This is a genomic window from Parviterribacter multiflagellatus (assembly GCF_056863265.1).
In genome coordinates, this window is sequence record NZ_JBXPIZ010000005.1 from 184,258 (window position 1) to 204,902 (window position 20,645).

17 protein-coding genes are annotated in these 20,645 nt (G+C 75.1%); 9 read left to right on the top strand and 8 right to left on the bottom strand.

Annotated elements, in window-relative coordinates; translation table 11 throughout:
• Positions 1–102 precede the first annotated feature (102 nt).
• Both AC1UE5_RS12480 and AC1UE5_RS12485 read left to right on the top strand, forming a co-directional pair.
• On the top strand, positions 103–2,415 hold the full coding sequence (locus AC1UE5_RS12480) for an aminotransferase class III-fold pyridoxal phosphate-dependent enzyme (RefSeq protein WP_482923726.1): 2,313 nt from the start codon (positions 103–105) through the stop codon (positions 2,413–2,415).
• A 46-nt stretch (positions 2,416–2,461) separates the two neighbouring features.
• A complete protein-coding gene (locus AC1UE5_RS12485) occupies positions 2,462–3,697 on the top strand; it encodes an MFS transporter (protein WP_482923728.1) in 1,236 nt (411 codons plus the stop codon).
• 7 nt (positions 3,698–3,704) lie between these two features.
• On the opposite strand, the gene AC1UE5_RS12490 is transcribed toward AC1UE5_RS12485, so the two are convergent.
• Entirely contained in the window at positions 3,705–4,244 is a 540-nt protein-coding gene (locus AC1UE5_RS12490; RefSeq protein WP_482923730.1) for a glutathione peroxidase, read from the bottom strand.
• Between the two features lie 105 nt (positions 4,245–4,349).
• Positions 4,350–4,553: a cold-shock protein gene (locus AC1UE5_RS12495; protein ID WP_482923732.1), complete on the bottom strand. Its 204-nt coding sequence runs from the start codon at positions 4,551–4,553 to the stop codon at positions 4,350–4,352.
• A gap of 213 nt (positions 4,554–4,766) precedes the next feature.
• Between AC1UE5_RS12495 and AC1UE5_RS12500 the strand changes: the two genes are divergently transcribed.
• Both AC1UE5_RS12500 and AC1UE5_RS12505 read left to right on the top strand, forming a co-directional pair.
• Positions 4,767–5,270, top strand: coding sequence for a hypothetical protein (locus tag AC1UE5_RS12500; RefSeq protein ID WP_482923734.1), 504 nt, complete (start codon positions 4,767–4,769; stop codon positions 5,268–5,270).
• A 6-nt stretch (positions 5,271–5,276) separates the two neighbouring features.
• Positions 5,277–6,560 carry an RNA polymerase sigma factor gene (locus AC1UE5_RS12505; RefSeq protein WP_482923736.1) on the top strand — a complete coding sequence of 428 codons (1,284 nt, stop codon included), beginning with the start codon at positions 5,277–5,279 and terminating at the stop codon, positions 6,558–6,560.
• Here the strand turns inward: AC1UE5_RS12505 and AC1UE5_RS12510 are convergent.
• The 4 genes from AC1UE5_RS12510 to AC1UE5_RS12525 all read right to left on the bottom strand — a co-directional run bounded on the left by AC1UE5_RS12510 (position 6,557) and on the right by AC1UE5_RS12525 (position 11,489).
• Positions 6,557–8,467: a universal stress protein gene (locus tag AC1UE5_RS12510; protein WP_482923738.1), complete on the bottom strand. Its 1,911-nt coding sequence runs from the start codon at positions 8,465–8,467 to the stop codon at positions 6,557–6,559. The two genes, AC1UE5_RS12505 and AC1UE5_RS12510, sit on opposite strands and share 4 nt — an antisense overlap.
• A gap of 15 nt (positions 8,468–8,482) precedes the next feature.
• The gene (locus AC1UE5_RS12515) at positions 8,483–9,445 is read right to left on the bottom strand and encodes a GGDEF domain-containing protein (RefSeq protein ID WP_482923740.1); all 963 of its coding nucleotides are present in this window, start codon (positions 9,443–9,445) and stop codon (positions 8,483–8,485) included.
• Between the two features lie 107 nt (positions 9,446–9,552).
• Positions 9,553–10,731, bottom strand: coding sequence for an aminotransferase-like domain-containing protein (locus AC1UE5_RS12520; protein WP_482923742.1), 1,179 nt, complete (start codon positions 10,729–10,731; stop codon positions 9,553–9,555).
• Positions 10,719–11,489, bottom strand: a complete 771-nt coding sequence (locus AC1UE5_RS12525; RefSeq protein WP_482923745.1) for a metallophosphoesterase family protein — start codon at positions 11,487–11,489, stop codon at positions 10,719–10,721. The genes AC1UE5_RS12520 and AC1UE5_RS12525 overlap by 13 nt, the downstream gene beginning before the upstream one ends.
• A 68-nt stretch (positions 11,490–11,557) precedes the next feature.
• Here AC1UE5_RS12525 and AC1UE5_RS12530 point away from each other — a divergent pair, with 68 nt between their 5' ends.
• From AC1UE5_RS12530 to AC1UE5_RS12540, 3 genes are all read left to right on the top strand, one after another.
• Positions 11,558–12,532 carry an NADPH:quinone reductase gene (locus AC1UE5_RS12530; protein WP_482923747.1) on the top strand — a complete coding sequence of 325 codons (975 nt, stop codon included), beginning with the start codon at positions 11,558–11,560 and terminating at the stop codon, positions 12,530–12,532.
• Positions 12,533–12,601: 69 nt separating this feature from the next.
• On the top strand, positions 12,602–15,403 hold the full coding sequence (locus AC1UE5_RS12535; protein WP_482923750.1) for an ATP-binding protein: 2,802 nt from the start codon (positions 12,602–12,604) through the stop codon (positions 15,401–15,403).
• 68 nt (positions 15,404–15,471) lie between these two features.
• Entirely contained in the window at positions 15,472–15,885 is a 414-nt protein-coding gene (locus AC1UE5_RS12540) for an ATP-binding protein (RefSeq protein ID WP_482924241.1), read from the top strand.
• A gap of 7 nt (positions 15,886–15,892) precedes the next feature.
• On the opposite strand, the gene AC1UE5_RS12545 is transcribed toward AC1UE5_RS12540, so the two are convergent.
• Entirely contained in the window at positions 15,893–16,414 is a 522-nt protein-coding gene (locus AC1UE5_RS12545; RefSeq protein ID WP_482923752.1) for a TetR/AcrR family transcriptional regulator, read from the bottom strand.
• Between the two features lie 92 nt (positions 16,415–16,506).
• Between AC1UE5_RS12545 and AC1UE5_RS12550 the strand changes: the two genes are divergently transcribed.
• Positions 16,507–18,237, top strand: coding sequence for a hypothetical protein (locus AC1UE5_RS12550; RefSeq protein ID WP_482923754.1), 1,731 nt, complete (start codon positions 16,507–16,509; stop codon positions 18,235–18,237).
• Between the two features lie 8 nt (positions 18,238–18,245).
• Positions 18,246–18,770 (top strand): hypothetical protein, encoded by a 525-nt coding sequence (locus tag AC1UE5_RS12555; RefSeq protein ID WP_482923757.1) that lies wholly within the window; start codon positions 18,246–18,248, stop codon positions 18,768–18,770.
• Between the two features lie 57 nt (positions 18,771–18,827).
• Here the strand turns inward: AC1UE5_RS12555 and AC1UE5_RS12560 are convergent, their stop codons facing one another.
• A complete protein-coding gene (locus AC1UE5_RS12560; protein ID WP_482923759.1) occupies positions 18,828–20,621 on the bottom strand; it encodes an alpha/beta fold hydrolase in 1,794 nt (597 codons plus the stop codon).
• Positions 20,622–20,645: the final 24 nt, after the last annotated feature.

Sequence of the window (20,645 nt, forward strand, 5' to 3'; positions counted from 1 at the left end):
CGGTCACCACTTCGGCATGACAGACGTCATGGGTCGGAACGGCGCGTGCGCCGGTGGATCTTTGTCCGGTGCGCCCAGCCGCCGCGCTCTAGCCTCGCGGGCATGGATCCCGTGATGGTGGGCGCGCGCCCGCGCCTGGAGGAAGCTGACGCCGTCGAGATCGCGCGGACGGCGTTCGGCGTGGACGCGAGCGGCGCGCGGGACCTGGGGAGCGAGCGCGACCGCACGTTCCTCCTCACCGGCGCGCAGGGCGAGCGCGTCGCGGTGCTGAAGGTGTCGAACCCGTCGGAGGACCCGGCGGTGCTCGACATGGAGGCCGGCGTGGCGGTGCACGTCGCGCGGGTCGATCCGTCGCTGACCGTGGCCATGCCGCGGCGCGCGGCCGGCGGGCCGGACGGCGTCGAGGGGCTGCGCGCGGCGTGGCAGGACGCGGACGGCACGCCGCACTGGGCCCGGCTTTACGACGTGCTCCCCGGCCACAGCCGCATCGAGGCGACCGACCTCTCCGACGAGGCGCTGATCGCGTGGGGCGCGACGGCGGCGCGGCTCGGGCGTGCGCTGCGCGGGTTCACCCATCCGAGCGCGCACCGCACGATGGTGTGGGACGTCCAGCACGCGCTGCAGACCCGCGCGATGCTCCCCGACATCCCGACCGACGAGGCGCGCGCGGCCGTCGCCCGCACGCTCGACGCGTTCGAGGAGCGCGCGACGCCGGTGTGGCCGCTGCTGCGCGCGCAGGTCGTCCACACCGACCTCAGCGTCGACAACACGCTCACCGACGACGACGGCTTCATCACCGGCATCATCGACTTCGGCGACATGAGCCACAGCGCGCTCATCACCGAGCTCGCGTCGGTCCTCGACTCCGTCCTCAGCGGGCGCGAGGGCGACGAGATCTTCCGCGCCGCGCGACTCGTCCTCGACGGCTACCAGCGCGAGGTCCCGCTGGAGGACACGGAGCTGGCGACGGTCGGCATCGCGTGGGCCGCCCGGTGCGCGATCACGATCGCGATCAGCTCGTGGCGCGCCGCGCAGGGGCTGGAGGACCCGGTCTTCGCCGAGCGCTACAACGCGCGCTGCCTGCGCATCATCGAGACGATGGAGGCGGTCGGCTGGGACGAGGTCGTGCGCCGGCTCGGCGCGCCGCCGACGCCCGCGCCCGACGCCACGCTCGCGCCTCGCCGCGCGGCCGCGTTCGGGCCCGCGGTCGACCCGCTCTTCTACGACGAGCCGATCCAGGTCGCCAGCGCGCAGGGCGTGTGGATCACCGACGCGGCCGGGAGCACGTTCCTCGACGCGTACAACAACGTGCCGTGCGTCGGGCACACGCACCCGCGCGTCACCGCGGCGATCGCCCGCCAGTCGCGGCAGATCAACACGCACACGCGGTACCTGCACCCGGCGGCGCTGGAGCTGGCCGAGCGGCTGACCGCGACGTGCCCGCCCGAGCTGGACACGGTGATCTTCGTCAACTCCGGCTCGGAGGCGAACGACCTCGCCTGGCGGATGGCCGTCGCCGCGACCGGCAACACCGGCGCGCTGTGCACCGCGTTCGCCTACCACGGCATCACCGAGGCGATCGCGGCGGTGTCGCCCGAGGGCTGGTTCGACGGCCGCCGGCCGGCGCACGTCGAGACGTTCGAGGCGCCGGACTCCTACCGCGGCGAGCACCTCGACGGGTCGGCGCTCAGCGCCGCGATCGAGCGGCTCCGGGCGCGCGGCCTGGCGCCCGCCGCGTCGATCCTCGACGGGCTCGTCACCAGCGACGGGATCGAGGACCTCGACGCCGCCTACGTGCAGGAGCTCGTGCGGCTGACGCACGAGGCGGGCGGCCTGTGGATCGCCGACGAGGTGCAGTCGGGGCACGGCCGCACGGGCGACGCGCTGTGGGCGTTCGACCGCGCGGGCGTCGTGCCGGACTTCGTCACGCTCGGCAAGCCGATGGGCAACGGTCACCCGGTCGCCGCGGTCATCACCAAGCGCTCGATCGTCTCCGAGCTCGTGGGGCGCACGACCCTCTTCAGCACGTTCGGCGGCAACCCGGTCAGCGCGGCCGCGGCCCTCGCGGTGCTCGACGTCATCGAGGACGAGCGCGTGCTCGAGCGCGTCCGCACGACCGGCGCCGCGCTGCGCACCGCGCTCGACGAGGTCGCCGCGCGCCACGCCGCGGTCGGGCACGTGCGCGGGGTCGGCCTCGCGTGGGGCATCGAGCTCGTCTCGGATGTCGAGGCGCGCACGCCCGATCGCGACCGCGCCCGCGCCGTCCGCGACCGCATGCGCCATGCCGGCGTGCTCGTCGGGACGACCGGCCCGAACGGGAACGTGCTCAAGATCCGCCCGCCGCTCGCGCTCACCACCGAGCACGTGCCGGTGCTCACCGACGCGCTGGACGCCGCGCTCACCGCGACCGCCTGAGCCGCCACCCGCCGACGTCCGGCCGGGGCGCTTTCATGTCGCGCCCTTGGCACGGGTCGGCGGACGGGACTTCGGGTGGTTGTGGAGCGCGTACGCGGTCAGCGTCGCCGGCACGTGGCTGGCGTTCGACGCGTTCCCGCTGATCGCGATCCTCGTCCTCGACGCGGGCCCGGCGGCGGTCGCGGCGCTGGCTGCGAGCGGTCTGGCGGTGGGTGCGCTGCTGGCCGTGCCGCTCGGGCCGTGGGTGGAGCGGCGGCGCAAGCGGCCGGTGATGATCGGCGCCGACCTGCTGCGCGGGGCGGCGCTGCTCACCGTCCCGGTCGCGTACGCGCTCGACGCGCTGACGTTCGCGCAGCTGCTCGTGGTGGCGGCGGTCGTCGGCGCGGCGGACATCGCGTTCCGCGCGGCGAGCGGCGCGTTCCTCAAGCAGCTCCTGCCGCGCGAGCAGCTGCTGGGCGCGAACGCGCGGTTCGAGCAGACGCTGTGGACCGCGACCGCGATCGGGCCGCCCGCGGGCGGCGCGGCGATCGGCCTGCTCGGGCCGGTGGTCACGGTGGTGGCGAACGCGGTGAGCTTCGTCCTCTCCGCGCTCGGGCTGCGGGCGATCCGCCACCAAGAGGACGTCCCGGCGCCGGCCGCGCGTGGGGCGCTCGGGCGCGGCGAGCTGCTGGAGGGCTGGCGGACGATCCTCGCGAGCCCGGTGCTCCGGCCGCTCTTCCTCAACACCGTGCTCGTCGCCGCGCTGATCATGGCGACCGCGCCGCCGATGGCGGTCCTGATGCTCGACGAGCTGGACTTCGCGCCGTGGCAGTACGCGCTGGCGTTCGGTGCGCCGTGCGTCGGCGGGCTGGTCGGCGCGCGCCTGTCGCCGCGCGCCGTCGCGCGCTTCGGCCGGCCGGCCGTGATGCGCGTCTTCGGGACGCTGCGCGCGTGCTGGTCGCTCCCGCTCGCGCTCGTCGTCGCCGGCACGCCGGGCCTGCTGCTCGTCCTCGCCACCCAGTTCGCGCTCGTCACCTGCATGGGCGTCTTCAACCCGCTGTACACGACGACCCGGCTCGAGCAGACGCCGCCCGACCGGATCGCGCGCGTCCTCGCCGCGTGGTCGATCACGAGCAGCGCCACGATCGCGACGCTCACCGCGCTGTGGGGCTTGCTCGCGACGGCGACGAGCCCGCGGGTCGCCGTTGCGGCGGCGGGCGTGCTCCTCCTCGCGACGCCGCTGCTGCTGCCGCGGCGTGGTGCGATGGACGCGGTGCGCGAGCCGGCCGCGGCCGCCGCCTGACGACGCCCTACGCCGCGCCGCGCAGCGCCGTCTCGATCGCCGCGGTGACGCGCGCGTCGGTCGGCGTCGTACGGGTGGAGAAGCGCTCCAGCAGCTGCCCGTCAGCGCCGACGAGGTACTTCGTGAAGTTCCACGACGGCGGCTTGGAGCCCGGCTGGCGCGCGAGGTCGGCCCACAGCGGGTGCGCGGGCTCGGAGCGCACGGCCATCGCCTCGGCCATCGGGAACGTCACGCCGTAGTTGCGCCGGCACACCTCCCCGATCGCATCCGCGTCGTCGTGCTCCTGCCCGGCGAAGTCCGGCGACGGGCAGCCCAGCATCTGCAGGCCGTCGTCGCCGTACCGGTCGAACAGCTCCTGCAGCCCGGCGAACTGCCCGGTGAACCCGCACTTGCTCGCGGTGTTGACGATGAGCGTCGGCCGGCCGCGCAGCGTCCCGAGATCCAGCTCGCCGCCCTCGAGCAGCCCGACGCGGTGCCGGTAGAGGTCGCTCGGGCGCGCGAAGCGCTCCGTCCGGTGCAGGTACATGCGGAGCGTGTCGAAGGCCATGGCGCGGAAGTGTTCCCCATCGCGCGCCCCGACGCGACCAGAACGACGGAGGCCCCGCGCTGGCGGGGCCTCCGGTACGACGAAGCTCTGGTGAGCGGTGCTCGGCTACGCCACCGAGACGTTGACGGCCTTGGGGCCCTTGTCGCCGGACTCGGCGTCGTAGGACACCCGGGCGCCCTCGGCGAGCGTCTTGAAGCCCGTCGAGTTGATGCCGGTGTGGTGGACGAACAGGTCCTTGCTGTTGTCGTCCGGCGTGATGAAGCCGAAGCCCTTGTCGTCGTTGAACCACTTGACGATTCCGGTGGCCATGATGGGTCCCTCCTGGGGTATGTGCACTGCGGCTGCTGAGGAAGCCAGGAGGCGACGACTGCGGGCGCTGAACACTGCGGTGCCGAGCCCACGGTGGACCCGGCCTGATGGAACAAGCGTAGCGCGGCGCGCGAGCTCTGTGCGCGCGTCGGCCGGAAGAGGACATCCGCACCTCCTGCGACACCATCCGCGGTCACGATGCGACTCGTGGGCATGAGCATCTCACGCAAGCTCCTCACCACCATCGCCGCCGGCGCCGCGCTGGCCGGCGCGACCGCCGGAAGCGCGCAGGCGCAGCAGATCACGCCCGTGCCGCCGGAGGCGTTCACCGAGGTCAGCGCCGACGTCAAGGTCCTGAACGCTGCGGGCGGCGTCGTCGACCACCGCTCGTGCACGTGGACCGACCCGCAGGCCGACGACATGCCGTGCATCCGCTTCAACGGCGACCCGAAGCGGGCGATCGCCGAGATCGAGGCCGCGGGCGGCGTGTCGGCGAAGGTGCACGTCACCAGCGAGGCGCTGGACAAGGTCACCCGCATCACGCGCCGCGCCGACCGCACGTGGCTCCTGCGCACGCGCGGGGTGTCGAACGGCCAGTCGCTCGACTTCGGCTTCGTGTGCGACGCCACGGGCGAGCGCTGCACGATGTGGGACTCCGCCAAGGCCGACAGCGCGCAGGCCGCCGTCCGGGCCGCCGCCGCGCGCCTGCGCCGCTAGGACGCGATGCGCGACGCCGCGGAGCTGGACCGGCGGCTTGCCGCCGACGCCGGGGAGGGCGACGAGCGGGCGTTCGCCGAGCTCGTCGGCCGCCACCGCGGCTCGCTCGTGCGGTTCGTCGCCCGGCGGACCGGCCGCGGCGCGCTCGCCGAGGACGCGGTGCAGGAGGCGCTCGTCTCCGCGCACCGCGCCCTCCGCGCGGGCAAGCGCCCGACCGATGTGCGCGCGTGGCTGCACACGATCGCGTGGCGGCGGGCGCTCGACCTCGCGCGCACCGAGCGCGACACCGTGCCCCTCGAAGCCGCCGAGGTCGCCACCGCGGCGACCGCGCCCGACGAGGCGGCCGTGCTCGCGGCCGAGCTGGAGCGCATCCTCCGGCACTGGTCGGCGCTCCCGCACCGCCAGCGCCGGGCGCTCGCGCTCAGCGTGCTGGAGGGCCGCTCGCTGCACGACATCGGCGCCGCGCTCGACATCAGCGAGCACGCCGCGAAGGCGCTCGTCGCGCGCAGCCGCCGGACGCTCGCCGACCGCGTCTCCGCGGAGGAGCGCCGCTGCGAGTCGGTGGGCGCGGAGATCCTGCGCTCGGTCGAGCGCGGGACGCGGCTGACGAGCGCGGCCACCCACCACGTCGCCGGCTGCACGACCTGCGCGCGCCTGCACCGCACCGCCCGGATGCGCCGCCGCCTGCGCGCCGCCGCGCTCTTCCCCGTCGCGCTCGTCGCGCGCGTCCGCGACCTCGGCGCGGTCCTCGCCGGCGCCGAGCCCACCGCGGCCTTCGTGGCGAAGGGCTGCGCCGTCGCGTGCGTCGCCTCCGCCGGCGGCAGCCTGATGGTCACCGGCGGCACCGCGAACGCTCCCGCGCTCGACCACCGCATCCGGCCGGTCACCCAGGCGGACCTCGAGCTCGTCCGGTCGCACGTCGTCGTCCGCAACGGCGTCGGCGCGATCGTCGCCGAGCACCGGTGCCGCTGGCGCGAGCCCGGCCGTGAGGACCGCCCGTGCCTGACGTTCGCCGGCGATCCGTCGCGCGGCGCCGCCGCCATCCGCGCGGCCGACGGCGCGACCGCGACCGCCCACGTCACCAGCGAGGGCTACGACGTGATCCGCCGCCTCTCCCAGCGCGCCGACGGCACCTGGCTCATGCGCGTGCGCGGCACGGTCAAGGGCAAGCGCACCGACGGCGGCCTGGTCTGCAACCGCAAGGCGCTGCGCTGCCAGCCGTGGGAGGCGAAGGGCGGCGTCCGCGCGCCCGAGGCGATCCGCCGCGCGGCGCGCCGGATCGAAAGCTAGACGCGCGCCGACGCCGGCAGCGGCTTGCGCCGCACGTCCGGCTCGGACTCGAGGATCACCCGGCACGGGCGCTCTGCGAGGACGGTCTCGATCGCCTCGCCGAAGATCGTCGTCCCGCGCCGCGCGGGGAGCGGCATGACGATCGCGGCCGCGCGCATCTCGCGCGCCTCGTCCACGATGCGGCGGCCCGCCTGGCCCACCCGCACCTTCTCCCAGTGGCCGGACACCCGGCGGCCCGCCTGGAGCTTGGCCTGCTCGATGATCGACTCGGCCGCCTGCTCGGCCTCCGGCAGCGACGCGCCGATCGGCGACGACTGCGGCACGGTGATCGTGATGAGCACGTGGATGCCGCGCCGCCGGCGGGCCGCGAGCTTGGCCGCCGTCGCGAGCGCGCCCGGCTCGAAGTGCTGGTGGTCGTAGGCGACGAGGACCGAGTCGTACTCCGCCTCGCGGTCGGTGACCGGGCGCGGGATGGCGACCTTGACGGTGCTCGTCAGGTCGAGCCCCTGGTTCCGGCGGTAGAAGAAGTAGACGATCATCCCGAGCACCAGCCAGCTGACGCCGACGATCGTCACGTCCACGTAGAGCACGACCGTCACGAGGAACGCGCCGCCGGTGCCGAACAGCCCGACCAGCGCGAAGACCGGCAGGTCGCGGCCCGCGATCCGGATCGAGCCCGGCCCGCGGTAGGGGCGCTCGCGCTCGGGCTGCGCGAGCCGCAGCCGGATCACCGACAGGTGCGCGATCGAGAACGACAGCATCGCGCCGAACGCGTACATCAGGCTCAGGAAGTCGGCCTGGCCCGGGATGAGGATGAGACACGCGGCCGCGCCGAAGACGAGGATGCCGATCCACGGCGTCCCGTACCTCGGATGCAGCTGACGCAGGCGGTCGGGCATCTGGCGGTAGATGCCCATCGAGTAGACGAGCCGCGAGACGCCGATGAGCGCCGCGTTCGTCGCGATGAAGAGGATCGTCGCCGCGAGCAGGCCGACGTACAGCTCGGTCGGGCCCTGGAGCGGGCCGAGGTCGATCGCCTTGACGACACCGAGGATCGGGTCGCCCGCGTAGCCGCCCTCCTCCTCGGAGAGGCCGAGCTGCGTGACGTACTCGCCCTCCTCGTTCTGGTAGACCGGCAGCGCGCTCAGCGCGATCGCGGGGAGGGTGAAGTAGATGGCGAAGACGGCGAAGCGGACGCGCGAGATCGCCTTCGGGATCGTCTTCGTCTCGTCCTTGGCCTCCTCGGCCATGTTCGAGATCGTCTCGATGCCCGTGTAGGCGATCATGCCGATCGGGATCGCGAGCAGGAAGTCGCTCCACTCGGGCGCGACGCCGAGCTCGATGTTGTCGACCAGCGTGTCGGGCGAGAAGACGAGCGCGGCGCCGACGACGACGAGCAGGACCTGGGTGAGGAAATCGACGACCGCCAGCGCGATGTTCAGGCCGGCGGACTCCTCCGCGCCGCGGATGTTGATCGCGGCCAGGACGATGATCACGCCCATGCCGAACAGCACGTCGCCGGGTGCGTGGCGGAGGAAGTCGAGCGGCTCGAACAGCCCGCCGAGGTAGTGCGGGACGAAGAACGCCGAGATCGCGACGGTGACGACGTAGTTGAGCATCTGTGCCCACGCCGCGAAGAAGGACGCCGCCTCGTTGAACGCCCGGCGCGCGAACGACGAGGAGCCGCCGGCCTCGGGGAACATCGCGGTCGCCTCCGCGTACGTGGCCGCGGTGCACCAGAAGAACAGGCCCGTGATGAGGAAGACGAGCGGCGTCAGGCCGAGCGCGAAGCTCGCGACGAGGCCGAGCGCGTAGTAGATCGACGAGCCGACGTTGCCGTAGGCGGTGGCGAAGAGGGCGTTGACCCCGAGGACGCGCTGGAGACCGTGGAGTCGTCGCTGGGCCATCGGCGGTCCGACAGGCTACCCAGCCGGCTGCGCGCACAGCCGGTCGCGCCCGAGGCGCTTGGCCTCGTACAGCAGCCCGTCGGCGCGCCGCACCAGCGCGCCCGCGTCTTCCGACGCGTCCCAGCAGGCCAGCCCGATCGAGCAGGTCGCGCCGTCGCACGCGGCCCGCAGGCGCTCGGCGACGTCGCGACCCTCGTCGATCCCGCACACCGAGAGCAGGAGCGCGAACTCGTCGCCGCCCGTGCGGGCAAGGACGTCGCCGGGGCGCAGGAGCGCGTCCCACGACGTCGCCAGCGAGTTGAGCAGCCGGTCGCCGGCCTCGTGCCCGCCGTCATCGTTGACCTGCTTGAACTCGTCCACGTCGATCTGCGCGACGCACAGCGGCTCCTGGCGGCGCTTGGCCACCGCGAGCGCCGTCTCGAGCGCGGCGTCCCACCCGCGGCGGTTCGGCAGCCCGGTCAGCTCGTCGAGGAACGCCAGCCGCTCCAACCGCGCCGCCTGCGACCGCACCTGGCCGTGGAGGCGCTGCACCGCGTAGCCGAGCAGCGCGCCGAGCACCGCGAGCAGCGCGCCGATCCGCCACCCCGACGACGGGTAGCGCTCCTCGTCGATCAGGATCGGCAGCCCGTAGACCGCGAACGCCCCGAACGCGGTGATCGCGAGCGTGCGGCCCGAGCCGTACAGCGAGATCCAGATGACGGGCAGGAGCGCCATCGGCCCGACGCCGGACGCGTTCCCGCCGCCCGCCTCGCGCAGCACCGCGACGGCGATGAGGTACAGCGCCGCCGGCACGAGCGCCCACCAGTCGGCGTGCCGCCGCCACGGGATCGCGACGAACAGCACCGCGACGAGCGCCGACAGCGCGATGCCGACCAGCGTGAGCGCCCCCTCGAACCCGGGCCCGGGCAGGGCCAGCGCGACGAACGGCAGCACCGTCGCCAGGGCGAACGGCAGGCCGGTGCGTGCACGCGCGCTCACGATCTCGGACGTCCCTTCCCTCAATCCTGCAAGCCCATCCGTGGGCCGATGCTCACGAAACCTGTGCAGACCTTCCCAGGACTGCGTGCCCGAGGGCAACTCCGCGGTCAGAAGATCGAGGCCAGCCGCCGGATGCCCTCCGCGATGCGGTCGGGCGTCGGCTCGCTGAACGCGAGGCGGAGCGTGCGGGGGTCGGGCTCGCCGGGGTAGAACGGGACGCCCGGGACGAACGCGACGTCCGCGTCCAGCGCACGCCGGAGCAGTGCCGCGGCGTCCCAGCCCGGGGGCAGCGTGATCCACGTGAACATGCCGCCCTCGGGCTCCGTCCACGCGGTGCCCGCCGGCATGCGCTCGCTGAGCGCCGCGAGCATGGCGTCCCGGCGCTCGCCGTAGAGCGCCCGGACGGACTCCAGATGGGCCTCCAGGTCGGCGTCGGCCAGCCAGCGCGCCGCGGCGGCCTGGGTGATCGTCGGCGTGTGGAGGTCGGCCGCCTGCTTGGCCACCGCGAGCGACGGGCGGAGCATCGCGGGCGGGCGCAGGTAGCCGATGCGCAGGCCCGGCGCGAGGACCTTGGAGAGCGAGCCGAGGACGATCACGCGCTCCTGCGCACCGGGCAGCGCGCCGAGCGGCGGCACGAACTCGCCGGCGAAGCGCAGCTCGCTGTACGGGTCGTCCTCGATCAGCCACAGCCCGCAGCGCTCCGCCACGTCGAGCAGCGCGCGGCGCCGCTCCACCGGGATCGTGCGGCCGGTCGGGTTCTGGAACGTCGGGATGACGTGGAGGACCTTCGCGCCGTGCTCGGCGGCGAGGCGCTCGACCGCGGCCGGGTCGGGGCCGTCGTCGTCGCCCGGCACCGCGACGAGCCGCGCGCCCGCCAGCTGGAACACCTGCAACGCCGCGAGGTACGTCGGTTGCTCGACGAGCACGACGTCGCCCGGGTCGAGCAGGGCGGTCGCGACGAGCGTCAGCGCCTGCTGCGAGCCGGCGGTGACGAGCAGGTCGTCGGCGCCCGCGGGGACGCCGCGCGAGGCCAGCCGCGCGGCGAGCAGCGCGCGCAGCTCCGGGTCGCCCTCGGTCATGCCGTACTGGAAGACACCGCGGTCGGACGTCACCGCGGCGAACGCGCGCGCCAGGCCGGGGACGTCGAACGTCTCGGGTGCGGGCAGGCCGCCGGCGAACGAGATGACCTCCGGCCGGCGCGTCAGCTCGAGCAGGTCGCGGACGGGGGAGGACGCGACGCCGTCGAGGCGTGCCGCCACGCGGCCGGGCGCGGTCACGCCGTCCATCTCACGCCGTCGTAGGTCCAGGTGGTCACCGACGTCGCGTCGGCGTCGATGCCGCGCAGCTCGCGGCGCACCGTCACAGGCGGGCCGAGCGCGATCTCGACGATCGCCGCGGTCCCCGGCCCCTCGACGACCGGCGGCGTGACGACCTGCAGGAGCGTGCCGTCGGTGTACGCGTCGTCGACGTGGAGGTGGCCGCACAGGACGACCGTCGGGCCCGGCCGGTCGTGGAGCGTGCGCGCCGCCTCGGCCGCGTCGACCAGGTCGCCGGCGTACTTGAGCTCGCGCGCCTCGACGGCCTCCTGGCGCGAGACGACGGGGAAGTGGGTGGCGACGACGAGCAGCTCCGCGCCGCCGGGCAGCTCGCCGAGCGGCAGGCTGAAGCGGTAGTCGCCGATCTGCACGCAGTGGCGGCCGAGCACGCGCACGCCGCCGGCCTCGAGCCGGTCGAGCACCGCGACCGGCGCCTCGACGGCGGCAGCCAGCTCGTCGAGCAGCGGCCCGTCGTGGTTGCCGCCGAGCACGTACGCGTCGACCGGGGTGCCGGCACGGACCGCGGCGAGCGCGCGGTCGAGCGTGGCGCGGTCGCCCTCCTCGGTGAGGTCGCCGAGCACGAGCACCGCGTCGACCTCCCGCTCGCCGAACCACTCCAGGGCTACGCCGAGCCGCTCCAGCGCGCGGTCGTAGCGGATCACGTCGTTCCAGTGCCCCTGGCGGGGCTCCGGCGTCAGGTGGAGATCGGTGGCGATGCCGAGACGCACCGCGCGTACGCTACTGGCGCTCGCGCCCGGCGCGTGTGAGGTGGCCTGCGAGGTGGCACCCTCGAAGGATGCTCGCCGCCATCTACGACCGCACCGGCGCCAGCGACGTGCTCCGCGTCGAGGAGGTCCCGACGCCGCAGCCCGGGCCGGGCGAGGTCCTCGTCCGCCTGCGCGTCGCGGGCGTGAACCCGACCGACTACAAGTCCCGCCAGGGCGTGACCGCGCAGCTCGAGTTCCCCTTCCAGGTGCCCGGGCAGGACGGCGCGGGCGTGGTGGAGGCGGTCGGCGCAGGCGTCGACGAGGCGCTCGTCGGCGAGCGCGTCTGGGTCTACTTCGCCGCGCTGCGGCGGCAGTGGGGCACCGCCGCGCAGTACACGGTCGTGCCCGCCGAGCAGGCCGTGCCGCTCCCGCCCGACGCGCCGGACGAGCTGGGCGCGTCGCTCGGCATCCCCGCGCTCACCGCGCACCGCTGCCTCTTCGCCGACGGCCCGGTCTCGGGCCGCTCGGTCCTCGTCGCCGGCGGCGCGGGCGCGGTCGGCCACGCGGCGATCGAGCTGGCGCGGTGGGGCGGCGCGCGGGTCGTCGCGACGGCGAGCAGCGAGGAGAAGGCGGCGCTCGCGCGGGACGCGGGCGCGCACGCCGTCGTGAACTACCGGGACGCCGACGCGGGCGAGCAGGTCCGCGCGGCGGCGCCGGACGGCGTCGACCGGATCGTGGAGCTGGCGCTGGGCGCGAACCTCGAGCTCGACCTGGCGGCCGCCGCGCCCAACGCCACGATCAGCTCGTACGCCAACGACGCGGACGACGAGCCGACGCTGCCGGTGCGGCGGTTGATGGTCCCGAACATCACGCTGCGGTTCGTCCTCATCTACACCGTGCCGCGGCCGGCGCTCGACCAGGCGGTCGCGGACGTCTCGCGCGCGCTGGTCGACGGCGCGTTGACGCCGCTCCCCGTCCACCGCTTCCCGCTCGCGGAGACCGCCGCGGCGCACGACGCGGTCGAGCAGGGCGCGGTCGGCAAGGTCGTGATCGACCTGCCGTAGCCGACCCCGACGGGGCGTTCGGGGGTTCCGCCGATGCCGGCGGGACACCCGTGTGCCAGGCTGCCTGCCATGTCGTCGCCGGCCACCGAGCTCGTCGCCCGCGAGGCCGAGCTCGGGCAGCTGGCCCGCCTCGTCGCCGATGCGCGCGAGGGCGTCAGCGGGGCGCTCCTCCTCACCGGTCCGCCCGGGATCGGGAAGACGGCGCTGGTCGACGCGACGGTCGCGATGGCCGACGGCTTCGAGGTGCTGCGCGCGCGGGGGATCGAGAGCGAGACGGGCCTGCCGTACGCGACGCTCTCCCAGCTGCTGCTGCGGGTGCTCGACGAGCGCGTGGTGCTCGCGCCGGCCGAGCGCGCGGCGCTCGAAGGGGCGCTCGCGCTGGGGCCGGCGGGCGACTTCGACGCGCTGGCCGTCGGCGGCGCGGTGGTCGAGCTGCTCGCCGCGGTGGCCGAGCAGCGGCCGGTGCTCGCCGTCGTCGACGACCTCCACTGGGCCGACGCGGCGTCGGTCGCCGCGCTCCGCGTGCTCGCCCGCCGGCTGGGGAGCGAGGGGATCGCGCTGCTGTGCGCCGCGCGGCCGGACGAGCCCGCGCCCGCCCCGGACCTGCACCAGACGCTCGCCGTGCCGCCGCTGCCCGAGCCCGCCGCGCGCCAGCTCGTCGCGCGCTCGTCGGTGCGGCTCGGCCCGGACGGGGAGCGGCGCGTGCTCGACACCGCCGCCGGCAACCCGCTCGCGCTCCTGGAGATGCCCGCGCTGCTGCACGCGCGCGGCGACGGGACCGGCGCCGTCGCCGGCGGGCCGGGGCCGAGCCCGCTGCCGGCCGGGCCGCTGCTGGAGGCCGCGCTGCTGGCGCCGGTCGAGCGTCTGCCCGAGGAGACGCGCCGGGCGCTCCTCGTCGCCGCCGTGGACGAGCACGCGCCGCGCTCGCTCCTGGACGTCGCGCTCGCCCACGCCGGGCTCGACGCCTCCGCGCTGGCCGCCGCCGAGCAGCAGGGGCTGATCGCGCGCGCCGACGACGGCGTCACGTTCCGCCACCCGCTCGTGCGCTCGGCGGTCTACCACGGCGCGACCGGCCCCGAGCGGCGCGCCGCCCATGCGGCGCTCGCCGTCGCCTGGCCGCGCGACACGCCGCGCTGGGCCTGGCACGCGGCGGGCGCGGCGCTCGGCCCCGACGAGGAGGTGGCGGCAGCGCTCGACCGGCTCGCCGCGGGCGCCAGCGCGCGCGGGGCCCACGACGCCGCGCACCGCACGTGGCGCCGCGCCGCCGAGTTGTCACCCGACCCGGTCGACCGCTTCCGCCGCCGCCTCGCGGCCGCCGGAGAGCTGCTCCGCGTCGGCGCGGTCGACGCGTGCGCCGAGCTGCTCGACCTCGCCCGCAACGAGAAGCCGCCGGGGGAGGACCGCAAGGAGCTCGAGCTCCTCCAGGGCCGGCTCGACCTGCGGCGCGACAACCCGCAGCGCGCCCACCGCGCGCTCGTCGGCGTCGCGGACCGGCTGGCCGAGGAGGACCCCGAGCGCGCCGCCGAGGTGCTGCTGGAGGCGTCGATGGCGCGGATGATGGCCGGCGACGTCGAGGGCGTCTGGCGGACCGGGACGCGCGCGATGGAGCTGGCCGAGGGGCGCGACGCGGTCGTCCGCACCGCCGCGCAGCTCATCGCCGCGCAGGGCCTCATGGCGGCGGGCGAGGAGCGCGGCGAGCGGCTGATGCGCGAGGGCGCCGCGATGGCCCGCCGCCTCACCCGCACCCCGCCGTCGGTCGAGGGCGTCGCGCAGGCCGCGCACATCGCGTTGCTCGGCGAGCTGTACGAGGAGGCCGACGCGATCCTCGACTGGCTGGAGCGCGCGGCGCGCACGGCCGGTGCGGCGGGCAGCCTCGGGATGCCGCTCGCGGTCCGCGCCCGCATGCACATGCGCCGCGGCCGCCTCCTGGAGGGCCTGGGCGTGGGCTACGAGGCGCTCGACCTGGCCGAGCAGACCGGCCAGCAGAACGTCATCGCACACGCGCTCGGCACGCTCGCGGAGATCGAGGCGATGGTCGGGCGTGAGGAGGACTGCCGCGCCCACGCCGGACGTGCGCTGGAGCTCGCGCACGGCCACCTCGCCGACCTCGCCGCGATCTACCCGCTCAGCGCGCTCGGGCTGCTGGAGTTCAGCCTCGACCGCGTCGACGCCGCGATCGAGGTGCTGAGCCGCGCCGACCAGGCGCTCGACCGGATCGGGATGACCGACCCGGCCTTCATGCCGATCCGCCAGGTGCACATCGAGGCGCTCGCCCGCGCAGGCGAGCTGGAGGAGGCCGAGCGGCTGCTCGACGAGTACGAGCAGCGCATCGAGGCGACCGGCCGGCTGGCGTGGCGCGACGCGATCGCGCGCTGCCGGGCGCTGATCGCCCCCGACGACGCGTACGAGGAGCTGTTCGCGCAGACGCTGGCCCTGCACGACGCCGCGCAGGTCTCGCCGTTCGCGCGGGCCCGGACGCTGCTGGCGCTCGGCGCGCGGCGCCGCCGCTCCCGCAAGCGCGGCGCGGCGCGCGAGCCGCTCCAGGAGGCGCTGGAGCTGTTCGACCGCGTGGGCGCCACGGTGTGGGCGGCGCACGCGCGGCGCGAGCTCGAGCTGGCCGGGGCGCCGGCGGACGGCGACGAACCTGCCGTGCAGGCGCCACCCGCGCTCGACGAGCTGACGCCGCAGGAGCTGCGCGTGGCGCTCCACGTCGGCCGTGGGCTCTCCAACCGCCAGGTCGCCGGAGCGCTCTTCGTGTCCACCCGGACCGTGGAGGCGCACCTGCGCCAGATCTACCGCAAGCTGGACCTTCGCTCGCGAACGGAGTTGGCGCGCTTGGTGGCGGGACTCGATCGGTCCGCTTCCGATTAGGATCGCGGGAGGGGTGGCGCCAGGACGGCGCATGATTCGCGCGGAGACCGGTGAACCCCGTGACGAACATGCCACTGGCGCCCGCACATCACGACATCGTCGTCGCGCTGCCGGCCCACCCGGAAGCGGCCGGGGCCGCGCGCCGTCTGCTCGTCCGGGAGGGTCTGGATCCCGACCTCGACCACACCGTCTGCCTCCTCGTCTCGGAGGTCGTCACCAACGCGATCCGCCACGCCGGCATGGGGGACGGGCAGCGGATCGTGCTCGCCGCACGGCTGACGGAGAGCTGGGCGCGCGTCGAGGTGCGCGACCAGGGGCCGGGCTTCGACCCGCAGGTCCGCCACGAGGCGGCCGGCTTCGGGCTGCGGATGCTCGACATGCTCGCGTCGCGCTGGGGCGTCGACCGCGAGGAGAAGGCCACCCGCGTGTGGTTCGAGGTCGACCGGCGCCGGCGCCGGTTCCCCCGCCGGCGCGAGAGCTGAAGCGCCGCTAGGTCAGCGCCCGCAGCAGCGCGACCATGAGGCGGTCGAGCGGGGGCGCGGTCCCGCTCGCGATGCGGCGCAGGCCGAGGCCGTCGGCCAGCGAGACGAACAGCGGCGCCATCTCCTCCGGCTCGTCGACACCGACCGAGCGCAGCGCGGCGACCGCGACGGCCTCGTAGGCGCGCAGCCCCTCCTCCGCGATCGGGCGCAGCGCCGGGTTGCGCGCGGCCTCCAGGTACAGCTCGAACTGCGCGACCTGGTCGGGCCGCTGGTGGCCGGTCTCCAGCACCTCGGCGAAGCTCCGCGCGGCGTCGGCCGGGGCGACGCCGTCGGCGAGCTGGCCGGCGATCGCCTGCAGCCGCGCGGCCTCTTCCTCCACGAACCGGCGCAATGCCTCGCGCAGCAGGTCATCCTTCGTCGCGAACCAGTAGGTCAGCGATCCGAGGGGGACGCCGGCCTCTTCGGCGACGCTGCGGTGGGTCACCGCGGGGATGCCGGAGCGGCTGATGACCGCCAGGGTCGCCTGCAAGATCCGCTCGCGGCGCTCCTCGCCTCGAGCCTGCTGTGGAACACGACCCTCAGGCACCTGCGCAGAGGGTAGAGGAGGCATCGACGGTCGGTATGCGCAAGCTGATCATCCCTTTGGCCATGCTGGCGGTGCTCGTTGGGGCGCCCGGAGCGAGCGGCCATCCCGAGCGGACGACGTTCTTCCCCGACCACACGAAGGGCGAACGGCCGGCGTACCCGACCAGCGGCGAGATCCTCACCGTGTGCAAGCCGGACTCCGCCGAGCGCATCAAGCAGCTGTGGAAGGGCAAGGGCCCCAAGACGACCCGCATGCGCGAGCGGCGCCTCAGGCAGGTCGGGCGCTGCGCGTTCAACGACATCCAGGCGGCGGTCGATGCGGCCACGTCCGGCGACCGTATCCGGATCTTCCCGGGTGTCTACACCGAGGAGCCTTCGCGGAAGGTCCCGCTGAACGACCCCAAGTGCTCCCAGGATGACCCGAAGTACTGGGAGCCGACGAACGACGGCCACGGGGAGGACGGCAAGGTCCCGACGTACCAGTTCCACTGGGACTGCAAGAACTCGCGCAACCTCATCCAGATCATGGGCGACGACCCGGCCGACCCGGACCGCGTCTGCGACCAGAAGTGCGGGCTGCTGCTGGAGGGCGTCGGCAAGAGGCCCGAGGACGTGCTGATCGTCGGCGACCGCCTCAAGCGCGACGTCATCCGCGCGGACCGCGCCGACGGCGTGTACATCAAGGGCATCGCGGTGGAGCAGGCCTCGTTCAACGGGGTCGACGTGGTGGAGACGAACGGCTTCGTCGTGCAGGACATCGTCGCCCGGTACAACCAGAACTACGGGATCCTCACGTTCACGTCCGACAACGGGCTGTACGAGCGGGTCGACGCCTACGGCAACGGCGACTCGGGCATCTACCCGGGCTCCGGGCCCGAGGGCCACTGCCAGCGGTACGGCATCGAGATCCGGTTCTCCAAGTCGCACGACAACGTGCTCGGCCAGTCCGGCACCGCCGGCAACGGCACGTGGGTGCACGACTCCGAGTGGTACGACAACGGCACGGGGATCGTGAACGACTCCTTCGCCTCCGGGCATCCGGGCATGCCGCAGGACTGCTCGAAGTGGGAGGACAACCGGGTCTACTCGAACAACCAGAACTTCTTCGACGAGGGCAACCAGCAGTTCTGCGCCGACACGCCCTTCGAGCGGCGCCCGCGCGAGCACGTCTGCCCGCAGTTCCAGTCGCCGGTCGGGGTCGGGTTCGCGTTCTACGGCGCGAACGGCAACATCGTCCGCGGCAACCAGGTGTGGGACAACTGGCGCTCGGGCTACCGGCTGTTCTGGGTGCCGGCGATCGTCCGCGGCGAGGTGCCGCCGGACGACGTCAAGCGGCAGTTCGACACGTCCAACCAGAACAAGGTGACCGAGAACGCGTTCGGCCGCGCGCCGGACGGGACGGTCGCGCCCAACGGCGTCGACGTCTACTGGGACGAGCAGGGGATCGGGAACTGCTGGGAGGCCAACCGCGGCCTGGGCGAGGGCGGCGCCATCTCGTCGAACCCGTCGGTGCTGCCGGACTGCGCGCGGGGCTCGAAGAACCCGATCGGCAACCCGGCCAAGCTCGCGCTGGAGGCGACGTGCGCGACGTGGGACCCGGAGACCAACCCGGACCCGCCCGCGTGCACGTGGTTCGACACGCCCAAGCGGCCTGCGGCGCCGGCGGGCTCGAGCGGCTCCTCCAGCGGCTCCTCCGGGAGCGACGCCGCGGAGCGCGACCGGCCGACGGTGCGGCTCCCGTCCCTCCCGACCGTCCCGAAGGGGTGAGGAGCGACATGGCCGGCGCCGTCGCGACCCCGCTCGTCACCGACCGGCCCACCGGCCCGTCGCGGACCCGCCTCGCCGCCGCCGTCGCCCTGGTCGCGGCGGCGGTCGTCACGGTCGTGCTGCTGCTGGCGGGCGGGGACGCCGAGGTGGGCACGGTGTCGTGGAAGGGCGAGGTGCAGGTCTTCCAGTCCGAACGCCCCACCGACCAGGTCCTCTACGCGCAGCTGGAGAACACGGGCCTGCGGCCGGTGGAGCTCGACGTCTCGCGCGTGCGCGCGCTCGACGCCTCGGGCGGCGAGGTCCGCAGCGCGACCACGTTCCTGGCCGCGTTCGCGCACGGCATCTGGGGCTGGTCGCTCAAGGAGGAGGCGACGGACTTCGAGAGGCGCCGCCTCGGCCAGATCGCGACCCTCCAGCCCGGCCAGAGCGTCCCGATCACGCTCTCCTGGCGCGGCCAGCGCCCGGCGAAGGTCCAGCTCGCGAAGGGCATCGACCTCCCGATCCCACCCGTCCCGACCTCCCCGACCCCCTGACCGCAACCCGGCACGGTTTCGACTCGGTATGCGAGTCGAAACTGTGCCGGGTCGTCGCTACGCCGCCGGCGGGCCGCCACGGAGCCGCGTGCTCACTGGGCGCCCGCCGAGGCGACCGGTCGCGCGGCCGCGGCGGGAGATCGTGAGGGTGCCGGTGGCGGCCTGCGGACCGCTCGCGCGCACGCGCAGGGTGCCGCGGGCGCCGGGGGTCGCGGTGAAGCGGATGCCGCGCACGTACTCGTAGGCGCGCAGCTCGACCCCGTTGTCGCGCAGGACGTACGAGCCGCCGCGCAGGCCGCCGCCGCGGGTGGCGCCGACCGTCAGCGCGAGCGTCACGTCGTCGAGGGCCGCGTCCAGCGCGCGGACGGTGCGGCGGACGCGCGAGGAGCCGAAGGCCGAGGCCGACCTGGGGGCGACCGGGACGGGCGGGACGAGCGCCGCGCCCGCCTTCGTGCACGACACCGCCCCGCGCGCGAGGAGGAACGCGTTCAGCGCCCGCGCCGCGCAGCCGGTCAGGTCGGTCGTCGTCACCGAGTGGCCGGTGTCGGGGATCGTCACGAGCCGCGCGCGCGGGTTGCGCGCCTGCACCTCGCGGGCGCTCTCGAGGGGCGTGCGGAGGTCCTGCTCGCCCGCCATCAGCAGCATCGGCACGGCGGGGATCGGCGGGAGCACGCTCGGCGGCGGCGCGGCCTGCGCCGGCCACCCCAGGCACAGCGGCAGGAAGTCCGCGACGAGGATCGTCTCCGCGTCGAACGGCGCGAACGGCGCGTCGCCCATCGCCGCCAAGCGGGCCGCCGCCTGCGCGCGCCGCGTCGCCAGGTCGGCCTGCCCGTCCCAGGGCAGCTCCAGCTGCTCGCAGCTCGTCGCCGCGTACGCCCCGTTGGAGAACGCGCGCGCCGGCGAGAGCGGCGTCGCCAGCCGGTCCAGCGCCCGCAGTCGCAGCAGCGGCGCCGCGTCACCCCGCAACGCCGCCACCACCGCCGCCGGGAACGCCGCCCGCAGCCCCGGCGAGAAGTCGCCGGCCAGCAGCAGGTCGAGCAGCGCGACGCGGTCGAGCACCTCGTCCCGTGCGCGCCCGCGCGCGTCCACGACGCGCGCCGTCATCGGCGCGCCGCGCAGCTTCGCGACCAGCTGCGGCACCGTCGTCGTCGGCGACGGCAGCCCCCGCGGGCACCGCGACCGCGCGCACAGCTTCCCCAGCACGCGCCCCATCCCGCTGAACAGCTCCAGCCCCAACGCGCTCGGCCCCTCCGGCGGCAGCACGGAGTCCAGCGCGACCCGCCCGACCCGCGACGGGTACGCCGCCGCGTACCGCAGCGCCACCTCGGTCCCGTACGAGACGCCGTACAGGTCGAGCCGTTCGACTCCCAGCGCCACCCGCACCGCCTCGACGTCGGCGACCTGCGCCTCGGTCGTGTACAGCCCGCGGCGCGCCCCCAGCCGCGCCGCGCACGCAGCCGCCGCCGCCCCGTCGCGCAGCGTCCGGTCCCGCTGCAGCTCCGGGCAGACGATCAGCCCCGACCGCCCGGTCCCCCGCGCGTCGAACGCCACGACGTCGCGCGTGCGCCGCAGCTCGCGCGAGAACCCGGCCAGCACGTCGGGCAGCTCGGACCGCGCCGAGCCGCCCGGCCCACCCGACAGGTACAGCACGGTGCGCGCGGCACGCCGCGTGGCCGGCACGCGCGTCACGGCCAGCCGGAGCGTCCCGGCGGCGGGGTTCGACCGGTCGTACGGCACGGTCACCGTCGACTGGACGGCGCCCTCCTGCGCGAACGCGTGGCCGGGCAGGGAAGCGGGGAGGACAAGGGCGAGCACCACGGTGCCCACGGCGAGAACGGTCTTCAGGGTCATGGGCGAGACGGCAGGTGCCAAGAT